The organism is Methanosarcina flavescens (assembly GCF_001304615.2).
In the GTDB taxonomy this organism is placed as follows: Archaea; Halobacteriota; Methanosarcinia; order Methanosarcinales; family Methanosarcinaceae; genus Methanosarcina; species Methanosarcina flavescens.
Window position 1 is genome coordinate 1,016,642 of record NZ_CP032683.1, and the last position, 16,568, is coordinate 1,033,209.

Here is a 16,568-nt window from a genome sequence, read left to right on the forward strand (position 1 = left end):
GTGTCGATATTTAAGTTTTGCTATAAAATAGCGTAAAATAAAAAAGAGAAGTAAAGAAAGCCTGGAAAAGAGAGAAACAAAAAAATTTAAAAATGAGGGAAATAAAGAAAACTGGAAGAACCAGTTTTACTTCTTTCGGTTATTTAGTCTCAAGGCCCAGAGCCTCTGCAACCAGTTCAATGACGTCCTCGACAACCATGTCAACTTTGAGTGAGTCCCGACCATCCATCAGGTTTCTCTTACAGAATGGGCAGCAGCTGGAAAGGATATCTGCATCGGTTGCAACAGCATCCTTAACCCTGGATTCTGCGACTGCCATAGCAAGATCAGGGAGACCTGCCTTTACACCACCGCCAGCTCCACAGCAGCGCTGGAATTCTTTTATTCTGTCCATCTCGACAAACTTAACACCAGGAATGTGGGATAGCACATATCTGGGGGCATCAAAGACGCCTACGTGACGTCCCAGGTGGCAGGGGTCGTGGTAAGTAACTGTCTTGTTAATAGACTTCTCCCACTTAATTTTATCTTCTTTTATCAGGCCTGCAAGGAACTCTGAAACGTGGACAACCTCAAAAGGCAGTTCTTTGCCGAGAAGCCGGGGCCAGTCGACCTTTGCAGCGCGGAAACAGCCTGCACATGCAAAAAGAACCTTCTTGGCACCCTTCTTCTGGATAGCTTCAACATTGTGTTTCGCAAGTTCAAGGGGCACATTATTGATATGTGCCTGACCCGTCCTGATAAGGGCTGAGCCACAGCACCATTCATCTTCACCAAGCATGGCGAACTTAATACCCAGCTTGTTGAGCACACGTGAGGTCGCATAGGCTAAAGCGAGCTGATTATATCCAGCAGTACAGCCGGTAAAATAGACAATATCGGCTTTGTCTTCAATTTTCACATCTGGTGGAACCCAGGCAAGCCTGTCTTTCTGATCCTTCATGTAAGGGTTGCGGTACTGCCCAATAAGTTTTGGGAACATGTTCTGCTTCCCATAAGGACCTATACCTTTCTTTACGAGGTTTGCCCTCATAGATTCCCAGAGTTCCACGGTATTAATGCCTGCTTCACAGACAGTTGAACAGATACCGCAGGTGGTACAGCCGTGTACATCATCTTTGAATTCTTCAAGCTCTGAGCTTGGGATTTCTTGCGGACCAAAGAGCCTTGCCTTAAGTCCGTAAGACTTGTTCATGTACTGCCTCCAGCGCAGGATCTTGTCTCTAGGGGCTAATCCTGGCTTCTCGCCGGAAGCGGCATAAGTTGGACACCATTTTACACATTCACCGCAGCGAACACAGGAATCAAGTTCCATAAGCTGGACTGCAGTGAGATTCTTCGTATCGATTGAAGGGTTACGTTTTGCCATTTTATTATTCGCCTCCTTTATTTGCAAGTAATGCAAGCGGTATGGCGATTATGTGAATATATTTACTGTATGGAATAAATGCAATACAGAAGAGCAGGGAAATTACGGAATGGAAGAGTGCTGCCGGCGGTGCCAGTGATGGGTCAAGCCCGAAGCTCCAGATAAATCCTGTTCGGATTCCGTCGGCAAGAAAACCGGAAATAGTAACTAAGAAAACTACTCCGATCAAAACCCAATCATACATAATGGAAGCTTCCCTGACTTCAGAGACAAACAGTCTTCTTACTATTGCTATAAGAACCCCTATAAGCAGGATATACCCGAAGATATAGTTCGGAATGGAGAGCCATTCTCTAAACACGTAGGGGGTGAACGGGAGTTCAATTCCGATCATATGAGACATTTCAACTGAAAACATGAGTCCTGATAGAGCAAAGAGGGTCATCCAGCCCGCGAAAATCGTGAAGTGCATGAACCAGCGAAGAGGGCTTCTCTTGAGAATTCTCCTCTGGAAAAGGATATCAAGAATGAGAATCTCAAGGATAGGCTTTCCATGACCGTGGGAAGATTCTTCAGTCACCTGTTTCCACCAGGTCTTTAAGAATGTGATTGCACTTCCTCTTTTTCCGTCCTGAGGCTCAAGAGCGTAACCTGTGGCTCCTGACCCCCATTTCTGCATGGTAATAATCATACCATATAAGAAAATCACAATGGCTATTGCGCTAATTATCATCATCTGGACAAACGTGATTCTCAGTGCGTCCGTGAGCCCAGAAAAATAAACCATTTCCTCACTAATAGTTTCTTCCTCCTATGTATAGATCAAAAACTGGGAGCTAATGCTGCTTTTACAATTTTCATGTTACAGGCGTCAATGATGCGTCAATAATAATAAAGACAGAATGATAGCCGCAGCGACTGTTTGTATAAGATTTGAATATTCTGTTAGTCTTTGTATCTATTATATTTAAACGTTATCTTTATTAATGCAATAGATAGAAAAGCCCACTGAGTAGTAAAATGAGAAGAATAGAAGTAATCAAAGAGAGATAGAAAAAAGTAGAACTAGAAAATATAATGTTTAAATTATAAAATAAAAATTATAAATTAATTATATAAAACCCTTCCAGTCTGGAAAGTAAGAAAACAAAATATAAAAAAATAAAAAGTAAAGGTGCAGGAAAAAAAAATTCAATTGCAAGCCTCCTCACAAGCCTTCTCAAAAAAGAGCTTGAGCGCAAACTTTTTGAGAAAATGTTTGATCAAAAACCGGCACGGCGGCATGGTCAAGCGACTCCACGCTTGTGGGTCAACGATTTTGGGAAGCTCTTTACAATCCTACTTCGGCTTTGAATTTTTCAAGTCCCATCTCGTCAATTACTTCTCCAATTCTTCTTGGCTTTGGATATTCCTTGTAGAAGTTAATTATTCTTTCGACAAGATCCATAGCCTGCTCTTCCGTAAGATCCTTCGCTACCACATTTCCCAGTCTTGGACGCGGGCCTGCACTGCCTCCTACAGATAGAGTAAAGCCTTTTGCCGTACCCATGAGCCCTATATCCTTTATCATAGGTTCGGAACATGAGTTCTGGCAGCCGGAAACCGCCATCTTGAACTTGGACGGAAGCTGCATCCCGTGGTACTTTTCATCTAGTTTTAACCCAAGCCCGACAGCATCCTGCTTGCCCCTCTTGCAGAAGGTAGTTCCGGGACAGATTTTAATACTCCGAACACAGAGCCCTATTGCAGCCCCGGGTTTTAGATTCAGCTCTCCCCATGCCGCATCCAGATCTTTTTCTTTCAACCCTACAATTGCTATTCTCTGAGCTGAGGTGAGTTTCAGAGCAGCAGCCCCGTATTTCTCTGCAATGTCAGCTATCTTCCTGAGCGTTTCCGGGTATACAATTCCTCCTGGAATATGGGGAGCAATTGCATATGTTTCACCATCTCTTTGCAGGATTGCGGCTTTCTCTGGAAGGTCACCTTTCACATATTCACGACTTACCATATTAAACACCCCTCTAACTCAATTAATTACACGCCTATTTTAAAATTTATTCGTTTAGCGTTTTTTCACAATTCGATTGCTATGTGCCTTATATTTCTGCATTATTTAATCTGAAACCAATATCGGAAAATCGGAAGCAAAGCTAACTCCATAGAGCCGATTGGTTCTTGGGTTAATTAGCAGATTACAGCGAATTCTACTTCAGCCCCCTGAAAATTAAACCCCCATCAGAAGGTAAAGAATCCGATATTCCGGCATTTTTCCTGACTAAGTAAATTTAAGGCCCGAAAAAAGATTTCAGATCCAGAGAGTATATCTGTTTGAAACAATATAAAATTGCATCCCTTATATAACCCAGCCTGTGGCAAAACCAAAGAATTCAATGCAGTAACTTTAGGAAGCCCAGTATTGACCGGGCTATAACAAAAGATAACAAGGTTACAACAAGAAGAGTAGTTAACAGTTAAAACATTAATTTAAAAGTTTTAGATATTAAAAAGAAGGATCTTCCAATCCTTTTTTCTTATTACTGTTTTTAATATTTCCACGAATCTGTTAAACCCTGCGTTGTGCCTGGCTTCGTCCAGAACTGCCCTTTCAAAGAAAAGAGTAACTCTTGTATTTCCTTCTTGTCTGGCTATTTCTGCGGCTTCAGCTTTCTAGATTTCGGCTTTTCTTTATCCTTCAAGCATCATTTCCAGGTTTTCAAGGGTTGTTTTTTTAACAAGCCCAAGGATTTCAGCTACTCGGTAGCATGCCAGGCTTCATCCATAGCGACCTGGCTCAGATAAATAAGGACTTAAGACTAATATATTTGGGGAGTAAATACGACTTCTTAGTTCAACCGGAAAGAGCATTACAAAAAGAAAGGGTTGAGAAGGATTAGAACTTAAATAGGAAAGGAAAGAATAAAGGAAAGTACTAACAGGAAGGAAAGGTCATAATAAATTTCACATCACAGTGAGATCTCAAATTACCATAAGACCTGAAAACGTTGCAATAAGGTTTGAACACACTACAATAAGACCGAAATACATGGAAATTAATCTGCATGAAAATATATACTAATGAGGAGAAGTGTACAGGTTGTGGTAATTGCAAAGCTGCCTGTCCGAAAGGCCCAAGGGTTTACTCGATAGAAGAAAAGCACGGGAAAAAGGTCTGCGTTTTAAAGGATCCATCTTACTGCCTGGGCTGCAGAATGTGTGTGACTGTCTGTATGGAAGATGCAATCACACTTGAAAACTGATTCTAAAAAAGGATTGAGAAATTTGTCACTTGAGATTCGTATAATACTTGTAGAGCCCATGTATCAGGGAAATGTTGGATCTGTTGCAAGAGCCATGAAAAACTTCGGACACACCGACCTTGTGCTTGTAAATCCCTGTAAACTCGAAGGGGAAGCAAGAGCCATGTCGTCCCATGCAAGAGATGTGCTTGAAAGGGCAAGAATTACTTCAACACTTGAGGAAGCTGTAAAGGGTGCAGACCTGAGGATAGGGACGACCGGAGTGGCGAGCTTGAAAACCGGAGAGCACATACGTCTTCCGCTTTATACTCCAAGAGAACTCAAAGAGAAATTTAAAGGTTACAGCGGAACAATTGCACTTCTTTTCGGACGCGAAGACAGCGGCTTTAGCAATGATGAGCTCAAAAGCTTCGATATGCTCATAACGATTCCGACTTCCGAGATTTATCCAATTATGAATCTCTCACATGCTGTTGCAGTGGTGCTTTATGAACTCTCTGAGCTGGAAGGAGGGAATAATCCGCTCGCCGATGGGTTTGATCTCCAGCTTCTATATGAGCATCTGGAGGAATTGCTGGAGGAAATCGATTATCGCCCTCATAAAAAAGATAAAACTTTCCTGATGTTGCGAAGAATTTTCGGAAGAGCAGGACTAACTCCAAGGGAAGTTCAGACTTTAAGAGGTGTAATAAGAAGAATTGAGAGAAAAATGGGATATCCATTAAGAGAGTCCGGGGGTCAAGAACCAGAAATTTCGGAAAGCATGGAAAGGTTCATATGAGAATAAACCTGTTCTTACATCAGAATTTATGATACGTGTTTTTGACTTTTTTTAAAGTTCTTTAAACAAAAAATCTCGTAATGAAGAATGAAAATTTCACTTAAAGCCAGATAGAGAATGATATGACTGAAACAGAAAGCAAGTGGAATGAAAAGCTAAAAAGGTTTTTTAAAGATTACTACTGGAATGAGATCCTCCAGCTTGCAAACGAGTATCCGGATCAGCGAAGCCTTAGCGTGGATTTTACGGACATCGAGAAATTTGATAGAGAACTTTCAAAAGAGTTTCTTGAGCATCCAGGAGAACTTATACAGGCGGCTGAGGCTGCCCTGAAAGAAATCGACCTTCCTGTTGAGAAAAACCTTGAACAGGCTCATGTAAGGATAGTAAAAATCCCTAACAGAGTATCTATAAGAGAACTCAGAAGCAAACATCTATCCCGGTTTGTTGCTATTGAAGGTATGATAAGGAAAGCAACTGAAGTGAGACCGAGAATTACTAAGGCTGCTTTCCAGTGCCTCAGGTGCGGGCATCTGACTATTGTGGAGCAAAACAGCTTCAAATTCGAGGAGCCTTTTGCAGGCTGTGAAAACGATACCTGTGGAAAAAAAGGACCTTTTAAGGTGATAATAGAAGACTCCACTTTTGTTGATGCTCAGAAACTCCAGATTCAGGAATCGCCGGAAAACCTTAGAGGAGGTTCCCAGCCCCAGAGCCTTGAAGTAGATTCCGAGGACGACCTGACAGGAAATGTAACTCCTGGAGACAGGGTAATAATTAACGGAATCCTGAGATCCAGGCAGCGCACCCTAAAAGATGGAAAATCCACTTTTTATGACCTTGTACTCGAAGCAAACTCCATAGAACAATTAGACAAGGACTTTGATGAACTTGAGATAACCGCCGAGGATGAAGAAAAGATTCTTGAGCTTTCCCGCGATCCTGCAATTTATGACAAGATTATCGGCTCGGTTGCGCCCTCAATCTATGGGTACGAGGACATAAAAGAAGCTCTTGCCCTTCAATTGTTCTCTGGTGTTGTAAAGAACCTTCCTGATGGCTCCAGGATAAGGGGCGATATTCATATTATGCTTGTAGGAGACCCCGGAATCGCAAAATCCCAGCTCCTGCGCTATGTGGTCAAACTTTCTCCAAGAGGTGTATTTACTTCAGGACGAAGTGCCTCAGCAAGTGGTCTGACTGCGGCTGCTGTAAAAGATGACCTCAACGACGGCAGATGGACAATCGAAGGTGGTGCCCTTGTCATGGCTGATATGGGGATTGCTGCGGTTGACGAAATGGATAAAATGAAAGCTGAGGATAAGAGTGCCCTGCACGAGGCAATGGAACAACAGACTATAAGTATTGCCAAGGCTGGAATTATTGCAACTTTAAAATCCCGTTGCGCCCTTCTAGGAGCTGCAAACCCGAAATACGGGCGTTTTGATCGGTATGAGGGGCTTGCAGAGCAGATAAGTATGCCGCCAGCACTGCTTTCCCGATTTGACCTTATCTTCGTTTTGCTCGACACTCCTAACCATGTTCTGGACAGCAGGATTGCGAATCACATTTTACAGTCTCATTATGCAGGAGAACTCTTCGAGCAGCGGGAAAAGCTTCCCGGCTCTCACATTCCGGAGGATTTTGTCGACGCCGAAATGGAAGTGATCGAACCTGTGATACAGGCCGAGATCATGCGAAAATACGTTGCATATGCCCGAAAGAATGTATTTCCTGTGATGGAGGAGGATGCCAGGGATCATCTGATAAAATTTTATACAGATCTTCGAAAAACAGGAGAGGGCAAAAACACACCTGTGCCTGTAACTGCCAGACAGCTTGAAGCCCTTGTCCGTCTTTCGGAAGCAAGCGCAAGAGTCCGTCTGAGCAATACAGTTACGCTTGAAGATACAAAAAGAACTATCAGAATAGTTATGAACTGCCTGAAAAATGTAGGTGTCGACCCGGAAACTGGAGCCCTTGATGCGGATATAATTGCATCTGGCACAAGCATGAGCCAGAGAAACAAGATAAAAATCCTGAAAGATGTAATTAAAAAAGTGAGCGAAAAGCATCCGGGAGCTAAAGCCCCTCTGGAAGAGGTTTATGCTGTAGCTGAAAGCGAGCACGGGATAGATCGAACTCATGCTGAGGAGTATATAAGAAAAATGAGGCAGAGAGGAGATCTGCTCTCCCCAGACCAGAACCATATCAGGCTTGTTTAATTTGAGACAAGGTAAAGCGCTGGAAGTTCTACCATAACTTTCAAGATCCTATGATGTGAAAAAAGAGCATCTACAGAATAATTATGTAAGGACGGTTAAGCTGTAAATACTAAAAGGGCATTACTATTTAAAAGGGAGAATATGTATTTAAAAATCTACAGAAATGGGGAGCATGTCCTTGTTGCAGCCTGTGACAGAGAAGTGCTCGGAAAGACCCTGAAATACGGGAATACCGTAGTTGAGATCAACAGAGCCTTTTATGAAGGAAAATATGTTTCCGGAGAACAGCTCCAGAAAGCTCTACAAGAAGCTACGACTGCAAACCTCTTCGGAGAAGAAACGATAAAATGCGCCATAAAATACGGGTTAATCGATCCGGATTCCGTGATGGTAATCGATAACGTGCCCCATGCCCAGATCTTCAGGGTTTAACTCGATATTGCGTGATTGGTTCCTGGAGAAACTGAGTCAGTGACAGCCAGATTACTGGCTTTCAGGGCTAATTATATAGAAAATAAAACAACCTATGTATAAATAATAAATGCAGATTGTGATACAGTGACTGAAAACATTGAAGAAGCCGGATTCAGAGTGTTGACAGAAGAGGAACTGATCGCGGCAGCTGTGGAAAAACACAGACGGTTTCTGGAAGAGAATATAAAGGAATTTGCAGAGCTGGACAGCAGGCTAGCCCAGGTCGAAGAAGATATAAAAAACGTAAAAATTTTCAGAATCCGAATGGAAGAAAGAAAAGAAGTTCTCAAGGAGAAACGCCAGCAGTTCTACCATCAAGCCGAAACATTCCTTGAGAAAGAGGTCTTCCCGAAGCTGGACTCAATTACTGCCAGTAAACTTCAGGAAGAACTTAAAAAGCTCAAAGGGCAGATAGAGCCCGAAGAGGAACAGAGACGTAAAGATTCTTTTATTGAAAACCTGCACGAGGTTGTTCGGGCAACAGGAAGTGGAGAGAATATTCTCCTGCAAATCGATGCCAGAATGGAAGAAGCCAGGAATTCAAATCAAGAACTAAAAGAAATAATCCAGTCTGAAAAGCAGCTTGTAGAAGATGACGACAGCAAGAATGAAGAGATTTCAAAAAGCAGATCCCAGCATAAACGGCTAAGCACTAAAATAAAAAACCACGAAGAAGCCCTGAATTACTGGGAAAAATTGAAAGCATGACACTTCTTCGAAAACACGCGGGTGATACACATGACCAACGACGTTTCAACGACAGAAATTGCAACGGCCGACCTTTCAAACCTTAACGAACGGGAGCTGAAGAGCAAGATAAACGAGCTCAGGAGCAAGATAGAGAAAAGCGAAAGGCAGTTGGCTTCGATTTTTAAGGAACTGAAAATGAACAGGGCCGATATCGACGAACTGAAAGAAAAGAGAGACTCTCTGAACCAGCAGGTTAAGGAAAGGGTTGCAAAAGCACAGGAATTAAGAGATAGACGGGATGAGATTAACAAAGCAATCAGTGAGTATAAGGAGAAAAGAAGTGAAGTAAACTCAAAGACGCAAGAACTGTTTTCAGGGATTGCGGAACTCAAGGAACAGCGGGACGAATGGAATAAACTTTCCCACGGAAGTGTGGAATCTCTCACAAGGGCTTATGAAGCCGAACTTGATGCTTTTCTTAATAAAGAACTGCCTCTTGCAGTGGAAATTAAAATTTTCCAGAAATTGAATGACCTCAGTAAACGCCTGCAAGCTGCAAAGAAAGCAAATGAACTGCATGCACAAATTCAGGATAGGTATAAACAGTCAAAAGGAATTCACAAAAAAGGGGATGAATTCCATGAAAAAATCCAGGCCCTTTCAGATGAATCCCAGGCATGCCATCTGGAAATGCTTGAAAATTTCAAATCTGCTGATGAGATCCGAAAAGAAGCAAACGTATACCATGCCCAGCTTACTGATAAAATCATGAATATAAACTCAATCAAAGAAAAAATTGACCCGCTTAAAAACAGCATTGCTAACAACCGTAAGGAACTCTCTTTATATCTTGACAGGTTAAAAGACCTGCAGCTTACAAAAGACGAGCACAAAGTAAGCCAAAAACACAGCGATGCCCGCGAGAAACTTCAGAAAAACGCTCGTATGAGCCTTGAAGATCTAAAAATTCTTATCGAGAAAGGGGACGTAAAATTTTCCAACGAATAAGTACTCGGGAGATTCATAGGAAACTGGCGAGAAAAATCAGTTCCAGTGAAAAATCAGTTCCAGAGAAAAATCAGTTCCAGAGAAAAATCAGTTCCAGAGAAAAATCAGTTCCAGAGAAAAATCAGTTCCAGAGGAACTGTATCCGGCTTATAAATTTTAACTAAATTTCTTTTTTCCCGTCCAGCGTTAAAAAAGTTATTTTCCCTTCCTTTTTCCTGCAAAGAAACCTGTCGCTAAAAGCACGGTACCTAGGCCCAAGAGGAAGAGAGGCATATCAAAACCCTTTGCCTGTGTTTCCATTTCAGGGTAGTCTGAAGAGATGTTTTTATCCGAAGCATTGTCATACGATTCAGTTGAGCTTTGAGGCATGGGAAGCCTGGTATCAAGATACTGGTATACAGGCGAGAACCTGACCAGTACTCCATCCGCTCCTTCGTATATTGTATTCACCGTCAGATTAAGGATTTCAGTGGAATTCTGCGTATATACGAACTGGGAGCCTTCGGTGACAATTGCATCCTGAAGGGGAACTCCTTTTCTGCTAAGTTCAACCCAGATTCTTTTGCCTTCGGTATCAGTACCCTTTATATAAAGCTGATAATCCTGCAAAAAGGTGTGAGATCTACCTGACCTTATGTAAATCTCATCTCCATCGATTAGGATGATGGTAAGTCTTTCTTTATTGTCAGCGGCTAAACTAGGTGACATGGAGTAAAAGATAGCTGAAAAACATAAGGAGATAAGGAGTAAAAAAGAAAATACAGAAGCGAAGTTTATCTTCTTATTTTCCTTCCTTCCAGGTTTATCTGGGACGCGCATAAATGCATCTGCCTGCAATAATTTCTTCTTTTGTATCGTCAGCTTTTTTAATTACTAGAGCTCCGTCGGGGGTTATTCCTACGGCTTTTCCTTCAATTATTCTTGAAGGCGTTGTGACCTTTACCTCTCTTCCTATAGTGTCGGAAAGAGCAAGCCATTCGTTGAGAATATGTGAGAACGGACGGATCTTGAAATTTATATATTGCTGCTCGAGCTCGAAGAGTAAATCCTGAAGGAACGAAACCCTCTTTATATGTCTTCCAAGCTCAACTTTCAAAGTTGTGGAGCCTGCACGGAAAGACTCCGGGATATCCTTTAAATCCATGTTTACATTGATCCCTATCCCCAGCACAACATAATCCACCCTATCCACTTCGGCCTTTGCCTCAGTAAGAATCCCGCAAACCTTTTTTCCATTTATCCGGACATCATTTGGCCATTTGATGCTGGCATCAAGACCCATATTACGAATAACATTTGCAACCGCAAGCCCTGCAATCAAGGTAAGCCTTGAGGCGTGCCTGAGAGGAATTCCGGGTTTCAGGATTACTGACATCCAGATCCCGCCGTGAGGAGAGACCCATTCCCTGCCCATCCTTCCCCGGCCTCCTTTTTGCACTTCGGCAATTACAAGCGTTCCTTCTTCTTCCGATGCTGCAATCTCTTTTGCAGTATTATTTGTTGAAGTTACTTCTTCGAAATAATGAATTTTTTTCCCCAGAAGGGTTGTCTTGAGCCCCATCTGGATTTCTTCCGGATACAGGAGTTGAGGTACGGATTTCAAGACATATCCCCTTTTCGGAGATGATTCTATCTCATAGCCATCCGCCTTAAGGGATTTGATATACTTCCAGACCATTGTCCTCGAGATCCCTAACTGAAGCCCCAATTCCTCTCCGGAAACAGGGCTTTTCTGTGCATCTTTAAGCGCCTTGATAATCCGAGATCTTTTGTCTCCCATCCGTGCACCCCATACAAATGTATACGTTCCACCGTATATAATTATTTAGTTCAAACTATTCCATATCTAACTGTATAAAGTCCTGTTCCTGTTTCTCAGGAGGACATCTTTCAGTGCTGCGTTTTCTGTGCCATGCTTACATAGGCGTGTACAGCAGCAGTGATAGCCGCAACTTTTTTGTCTTTTGCATCAAGAGCCGAGGCCAGAGTAGCTCCCTTTTCAGCATCTGCTTTGACGACCTCTTCAACTGACTCCAGAATCTTCTGATCTTCGATAAAAGACGTTGTAAGGTCACCCCTGCGGAAGGCCGGGTTGCGCATAACTGCCTTGTGGAAAGGGATATTGGTTTTTACTCCAACAATCACATATTCGTAAAGCGCTCGTTCCATCCTGGCAATCGCTACATCTCTTGTCTTTGCCCAGACACAGAGCTTCGAGATCATCGAGTCATAGTATGGAGAGATCGTGTAACCTGTATGTACTCCGCTATCCACCCTAACTCCAGGACCGCCTGCAGACCGATATCCCCGGATCTTTCCAGGAGAAGGCGCAAAATCATTTAACGGATCTTCCGCATTGATCCTGCACTCGATAGCATGCCCGTTAATGACGATATCTTCCTGGTTAAACTCAAGTTTTTCTCCCCAGGCTATCCTTAGCTGTTCCCTTACGATGTCAACACCAGTTATCATTTCGGTTATCCCGTGTTCGACCTGCAGGCGGGTATTGACCTCAAGGAAATAGAAGTTGCCCTTTGAATAAAGAAACTCCACTGTGCCGGCGTTTACATAACCAATTGTCTTTGCTACTCTGACTGCAGCTTCTCCCATCTGTGCCCTGAGTTCAGGGGTCATGATAGGAGAAGGAGCTTCCTCAATGAGCTTCTGATGCCTTCTCTGGATGGAGCACTCCCTATCTGAGAGGTAAATTGTGTTTCCATACCTATCTGCCAGAATTTGAATTTCTATGTGCCTTGGTTCTTCTGCATATTTCTCGATGAAGACCGAGGAATCCCCAAAAGCCGAGCCAGCCATTTGTCTGGTTGAGTTGAGTGCGGTGGCAAGTTCGTCCTTGCAATGTACCACTTTCATTCCAATTCCGCCACCTCCTGCCGAGGCTTTGATCAGGACGGGATAGCCAATTTCTTCCGCTATCTTCAGAGCCTCATCCGTATCCTCAACTGCATCCTTCGTTCCAGGCACTACAGGCACGCCAGCCTTCATCATAAGGTTCCTTGCCCTTATCTTGCTTCCCATCTCGGCAATCACATGACTGGGAGGGCCTATGAAAACAATTCCTTCTTCTTCACAGCGTTTTGCAAAGACAGGATTTTCGGAAAGGAAGCCATAGCCCGGATGAATTGCTTCAGCTCCTGTGTTTTTTGCAACTGCAAGGATAGCTTCCATATTCAGATAGCTCTGGCTGGAAGGAGCCGGGCCTATAAGGTAGGCCTCATCTGCATACTTGGCAAAAAGGGCATTTTTGTCAGCCTCCGAACAGACCGCGACTGTAGAAATCCCGAGTTCTCGGCAGGCACGCATAACCCTTATCGCAATTTCACCGCGATTTGCAACGAGTACTTTTTTGAACATAATACCTTCCACCTCGCCACATTTATTCGATTGACATTATTATGTCTCCGGGAGATACAGTGTCGCCTTCAGAAACGAAAATTTCTTTTACAATGCCTGAATTGGGAGCGTGGACAGCATTCTCCATTTTCATAGCTTCGATAACAGCGACTGTATCGCCTTCTGCAACGGTGTCTTCGACCTTGACCTTAAGAGAGAGGATCATGCCTTGCATTGAACTGCTCACGGCTCCTTTAACGGAATCGGCACTTGGTTTCTTGGGAGATGCCTCAGATACGGAAATTCCACCGCCCAGTGGCTCAACCTTGACCTCGTAGATTTCATCATCTACTTCAACCTTGAAATGGTTTGGAATTGTATACTCCTGCTGAACTGCAGGGGCAGCGACTGCCAGAACTTCTTCTTCCACTTCTCCTTTCAGGAATTTGGGGGCTATAGCCGGATAGAGAATATAGGTAAGGATATCTTCCTCGGATTTTGCAATGCCTATTTCCTCAGCTTCCTTTTTCCTTTTCTCGTATTCAGGCTTAAGAAGATCGGCAGGACGGCAGTGAATAGGTTCTTCATCTCCGATCACCTTGCCTATTATCTCAGGGCTTATGGGAGCAGGAGGTCGCCCGTAAAGTCCACGCACATAGTCCTTTACTTCTTTAGGAATAACCTTATAACGCTCGCCCATGAGCACGTTGAGCACTGCCTGGGTGCCCACTATCTGGCTTGTGGGAGTGACAAGAGGCGGATATCCAAGTTCCTCTCTAACCTTTGGCATCTCGTCAAGAACAGTTCCATACTTATCAAGAGCATTTTGCTCCTTTAATTGAGAAACCAGGTTTGAGAGCATCCCTCCCGGGATCTGATAGATAAGGACATTAGTATCGATCTGCTCGGAAATAGGGTCAAGTATACCCCTGTATTTCTCTTTCAAACTTTTAAAGTATTTAACAACCTCTTCAAAAGCTTCGAGATCAAGTCCCGTATCATAAGGAGTGCCCTTAAGGGCAGCTACAACTGTTTCAGTCGGAGGCTGGGAAGTTCCCCAGGCAAGGGGGGAAAGTGCAGTATCCAAAATATCCACCCCTGCCCCACAGGCTGCCATATAGCTCATAGGAGCCATTCCTGAGGTACAGTGGCAGTGCAGAGAAATTGGAATGGAGATTTCCTTTTTCATGGAATTTATTATTTGGGTAGCATCGTTAGGGGAAAGAAGACCTGCCATATCTTTGACACAGATGGAATCGCACTCAAGTTCTTGAAGCTGTTTTGCAAGTTCAACATATTTCTCAACAGTGTGCACTGGACTTATTGTATAGCAAACTGTACCCTGAACGTGAGCACCAAGCCCTTTTGCCACCTTAATAGAGAATTCCATGTTCCGGATATCGTTAACCGCATCAAAAATCCGGAAAACGTCAATTCCGTTCTGGTAGGACTTAGTAATGAATTTCTCGACCACATCATCCGAATAGTGCCTGTACCCTACAAGGTTCTGACCCCTGAGCAGCATCTGTGCATAGGTATTGCTCATTCCTTTCTTGATATCTCTTAGCCGCTGCCATGGATCTTCATTAAGGTAGCGAATACAGCTGTCAAAGGTAGCACCTCCCCACATTTCGAGAGAGAAATACCCGATCTGGTCCAGTTGCCCAACCACTTCGAGCATATCTCTTGTCCGCATTCTGGTTGCCAGGAGAGACTGATGTGCATCCCGGAGGATGGTTTCGGTAATTTTTACACTCATGGATGAACCTCTTAAAAGCGAATCAAGATAACCGGGTTTACCATTCTTGACAGTATATTTTGAATGGTTTTCCAGAGGGTTTCGTTTAATATCCCGGAAATATATCGGTTAATACTTTGATCCGGTTTGAGTAAAGTGTATTAAATTTCTGATTGTAATTTTAGCATGATTTCTTGCGGTTTTACCGGGAAAAGGGTTTCTATTATTCGGTATAACCGACTTTCTGAAACCACAATCAGAGGAAATCAATTTTATAGTCTTAAACGCAGTACTCAACTAATCTGCGTTGATAAGAATTCTTTAATATACCATTGTTAACAAGTATATACTTTTCGGCCGTTGACATTAAAAAAGTGGTTTTATGAAGATGTTTTTGATTTATGAAACACATTGAATTTGCAGGAAAGAAGCTTTCTAATTTCTGAAGTACAGAGGAACTTATTCAGAACTAGTCCTTTCTGAAACGTAACCTATGAGTATCGAAATGAGATAAACAAGCAGCAAATATCCAGCAAATACGCAGTGAACTTTAATCGATGAGGCTGGAAGATAACCGTCGGGCTGCAAAATAATTAGGAGATTGGAGACCAGGAAAGATTAAACGTTTAAAAGGCTAAAAATAAATCAGTTTGAAGTGAGAAATATAAATTTTCCAGGAATTCCATCCGTAATCAAGCTTTCTATTTTCTTCCTACAAAGAACCACTGATCGTAAGTCCCCTCAGAGTCTGTGTTATCTACAATCTCCCCTTCAACTCCCATCCTGAGTAAAGCCCTGGCAAGAATCTCAATCTCAGGTTTGCTGCTGACTGTAAAAAGTATGAGACCGCCCTCTTTTGCAACCGAGACTGCCTCTCTCATAATGCCTATCCAGAGTTCTTTGTTAAATTCATAGACAAGCCCCAGCATAAATCCCATTACTGCATCAAAGCTTCCAGGCTCAAAATATCGTGAAAGGGAGGTTGCGTCCATTACAATCGTTTTTTTGGGGTTTAAAACTCCCTGTTCAAGCCCCTGGCAGACTGCACATTTATTGATCTCTACAGCCAAAGGGTCAAGTCCGAGTCTGTAAAGGGCAATTGTGGACATCCCGTTTCCACAACAAACCTCAAGAACCTTGCCTTCAGGATAAAAACCCTTTTTTTGAAGAATATCAAAAACTTCTGTTACTCTTCGCACACGATTTTCGGAAAAAATACTTCCATAAGACTCAGGCTTAACAGAACAACCCTCGCAGAGGTTACGGTTTACAAGCATAAGGGAGTAATATTCATTGACGGCATCTCGCCAACTTTCCGAGGAGATCTCAATATCTTTCTCAGGTAGATTAAAAGCAAGAAGAGAATCCGTAAGAACCTCAAAATCTTTCTTTGAGCGAGTTCCCGCAAGAGCTCCGGTAAAAACCGACCAAAAATCCACAGGGACTTCCTCACCTGCCGGATTAAAAAGCAGTATCCCGAGCGTATGCTCTCCTTCCCGGACCCTCAATAGTCGTATTTGCCCTCCCTCTGCAAACCTCCGTACCCCCTTAAGATAATCAAGCGTACGCTCGAGAGTCCTCTGGGCGAGATAACTTTCCTCTACAAAATAGACCTCTTCATCAATACCAAGGAGTTCCTGTAAAAGCATATCTGATTAGATTCGGATAATCTCAT

The 16,568-nt window shown here is 43.0% G+C and carries 14 protein-coding genes; 6 read left to right on the top strand and 8 right to left on the bottom strand.

The window, feature by feature from the left end; genetic code table 11:
• Positions 1 to 139: 139 nt before the first annotated feature.
• The 3 genes from hdrD to AOB57_RS04605 all read right to left on the bottom strand — a co-directional run bounded on the left by hdrD (position 140) and on the right by AOB57_RS04605 (position 3,377).
• Complete coding sequence (gene hdrD / locus AOB57_RS04595; protein ID WP_054299221.1) at positions 140 to 1,369, bottom strand: dihydromethanophenazine:CoB--CoM heterodisulfide reductase subunit HdrD; 1,230 nt, start codon at positions 1,367 to 1,369, stop codon at positions 140 to 142.
• 4 nt (positions 1,370 to 1,373) lie between these two features.
• Complete coding sequence (gene hdrE / locus AOB57_RS04600) at positions 1,374 to 2,156, bottom strand: dihydromethanophenazine:CoB--CoM heterodisulfide reductase subunit HdrE (RefSeq protein WP_054299222.1); 783 nt, start codon at positions 2,154 to 2,156, stop codon at positions 1,374 to 1,376.
• Between the two features lie 543 nt (positions 2,157 to 2,699).
• Positions 2,700 to 3,377 carry a nitrite/sulfite reductase domain-containing protein gene (locus tag AOB57_RS04605; protein ID WP_054299223.1) on the bottom strand — a complete coding sequence of 226 codons (678 nt, stop codon included), beginning with the start codon at positions 3,375 to 3,377 and terminating at the stop codon, positions 2,700 to 2,702.
• A gap of 1,051 nt (positions 3,378 to 4,428) precedes the next feature.
• Between AOB57_RS04605 and AOB57_RS04610 the strand changes: the two genes are divergently transcribed.
• The 6 genes from AOB57_RS04610 (at position 4,429) to AOB57_RS04635 (ending at position 9,804) form a co-directional block, all read left to right on the top strand.
• Positions 4,429 to 4,626: a 4Fe-4S binding protein gene (locus tag AOB57_RS04610; protein ID WP_054299224.1), complete on the top strand. Its 198-nt coding sequence runs from the start codon at positions 4,429 to 4,431 to the stop codon at positions 4,624 to 4,626.
• 22 nt (positions 4,627 to 4,648) lie between these two features.
• Positions 4,649 to 5,407, top strand: coding sequence for an RNA methyltransferase (locus tag AOB57_RS04615; RefSeq protein WP_054299249.1), 759 nt, complete (start codon positions 4,649 to 4,651; stop codon positions 5,405 to 5,407).
• Positions 5,408 to 5,529: 122 nt separating this feature from the next.
• Complete coding sequence (locus AOB57_RS04620; RefSeq protein ID WP_054299225.1) at positions 5,530 to 7,632, top strand: minichromosome maintenance protein MCM; 2,103 nt, start codon at positions 5,530 to 5,532, stop codon at positions 7,630 to 7,632.
• 141 nt (positions 7,633 to 7,773) lie between these two features.
• Complete coding sequence (locus AOB57_RS04625) at positions 7,774 to 8,064, top strand: DUF424 domain-containing protein (protein WP_054299226.1); 291 nt, start codon at positions 7,774 to 7,776, stop codon at positions 8,062 to 8,064.
• 126 nt (positions 8,065 to 8,190) lie between these two features.
• Entirely contained in the window at positions 8,191 to 8,814 is a 624-nt protein-coding gene (locus tag AOB57_RS04630; RefSeq protein WP_054299227.1) for a coiled-coil domain-containing protein, read from the top strand.
• A 30-nt stretch (positions 8,815 to 8,844) separates the two neighbouring features.
• Positions 8,845 to 9,804, top strand: coding sequence for a coiled-coil protein (locus AOB57_RS04635; RefSeq protein ID WP_054299228.1), 960 nt, complete (start codon positions 8,845 to 8,847; stop codon positions 9,802 to 9,804).
• Between the two features lie 195 nt (positions 9,805 to 9,999).
• Here the strand turns inward: AOB57_RS04635 and AOB57_RS04640 are convergent, their stop codons facing one another.
• The 5 genes from AOB57_RS04640 to AOB57_RS04660 all read right to left on the bottom strand — a co-directional run bounded on the left by AOB57_RS04640 (position 10,000) and on the right by AOB57_RS04660 (position 16,542).
• Positions 10,000 to 10,512, bottom strand: a complete 513-nt coding sequence (locus AOB57_RS04640) for an S-layer protein domain-containing protein (RefSeq protein ID WP_226999639.1) — start codon at positions 10,510 to 10,512, stop codon at positions 10,000 to 10,002.
• A gap of 94 nt (positions 10,513 to 10,606) precedes the next feature.
• Complete coding sequence (locus tag AOB57_RS04645; protein WP_054299230.1) at positions 10,607 to 11,584, bottom strand: biotin--[acetyl-CoA-carboxylase] ligase; 978 nt, start codon at positions 11,582 to 11,584, stop codon at positions 10,607 to 10,609.
• Positions 11,585 to 11,694: 110 nt separating this feature from the next.
• Complete coding sequence (locus AOB57_RS04650; RefSeq protein ID WP_054299231.1) at positions 11,695 to 13,176, bottom strand: acetyl-CoA carboxylase biotin carboxylase subunit; 1,482 nt, start codon at positions 13,174 to 13,176, stop codon at positions 11,695 to 11,697.
• 22 nt (positions 13,177 to 13,198) lie between these two features.
• A complete protein-coding gene (oadA, locus tag AOB57_RS04655) occupies positions 13,199 to 14,914 on the bottom strand; it encodes a sodium-extruding oxaloacetate decarboxylase subunit alpha (protein ID WP_054299232.1) in 1,716 nt (571 codons plus the stop codon).
• A gap of 680 nt (positions 14,915 to 15,594) precedes the next feature.
• Complete coding sequence (locus tag AOB57_RS04660; protein ID WP_054299233.1) at positions 15,595 to 16,542, bottom strand: class I SAM-dependent methyltransferase; 948 nt, start codon at positions 16,540 to 16,542, stop codon at positions 15,595 to 15,597.
• Positions 16,543 to 16,568 lie beyond the last annotated feature (26 nt).

Coding starts and splice junctions, on each gene's coding strand:
- hdrD (WP_054299221.1), bottom strand. CDS start 1,369: ATGGCAAAACGTAACCCTTCAATCGATACGAAGAATCTCACTGCAGTC.
- hdrE (WP_054299222.1), bottom strand. CDS start 2,156: ATGGTTTATTTTTCTGGGCTCACGGACGCACTGAGAATCACGTTTGTC.
- AOB57_RS04605 (WP_054299223.1), bottom strand. CDS start 3,377: ATGGTAAGTCGTGAATATGTGAAAGGTGACCTTCCAGAGAAAGCCGCA.
- AOB57_RS04610 (WP_054299224.1), top strand. CDS start 4,429: ATGAAAATATATACTAATGAGGAGAAGTGTACAGGTTGTGGTAATTGC.
- AOB57_RS04620 (WP_054299225.1), top strand. CDS start 5,530: ATGACTGAAACAGAAAGCAAGTGGAATGAAAAGCTAAAAAGGTTTTTT.
- AOB57_RS04625 (WP_054299226.1), top strand. CDS start 7,774: ATGTATTTAAAAATCTACAGAAATGGGGAGCATGTCCTTGTTGCAGCC.
- AOB57_RS04635 (WP_054299228.1), top strand. CDS start 8,845: ATGACCAACGACGTTTCAACGACAGAAATTGCAACGGCCGACCTTTCA.
- AOB57_RS04640 (WP_226999639.1), bottom strand. CDS start 10,512: ATGTCACCTAGTTTAGCCGCTGACAATAAAGAAAGACTTACCATCATC.
- AOB57_RS04645 (WP_054299230.1), bottom strand. CDS start 11,584: ATGGGAGACAAAAGATCTCGGATTATCAAGGCGCTTAAAGATGCACAG.
- AOB57_RS04650 (WP_054299231.1), bottom strand. CDS start 13,176: ATGTTCAAAAAAGTACTCGTTGCAAATCGCGGTGAAATTGCGATAAGG.
- oadA (WP_054299232.1), bottom strand. CDS start 14,914: ATGAGTGTAAAAATTACCGAAACCATCCTCCGGGATGCACATCAGTCT.
- AOB57_RS04660 (WP_054299233.1), bottom strand. CDS start 16,542: ATGCTTTTACAGGAACTCCTTGGTATTGATGAAGAGGTCTATTTTGTA.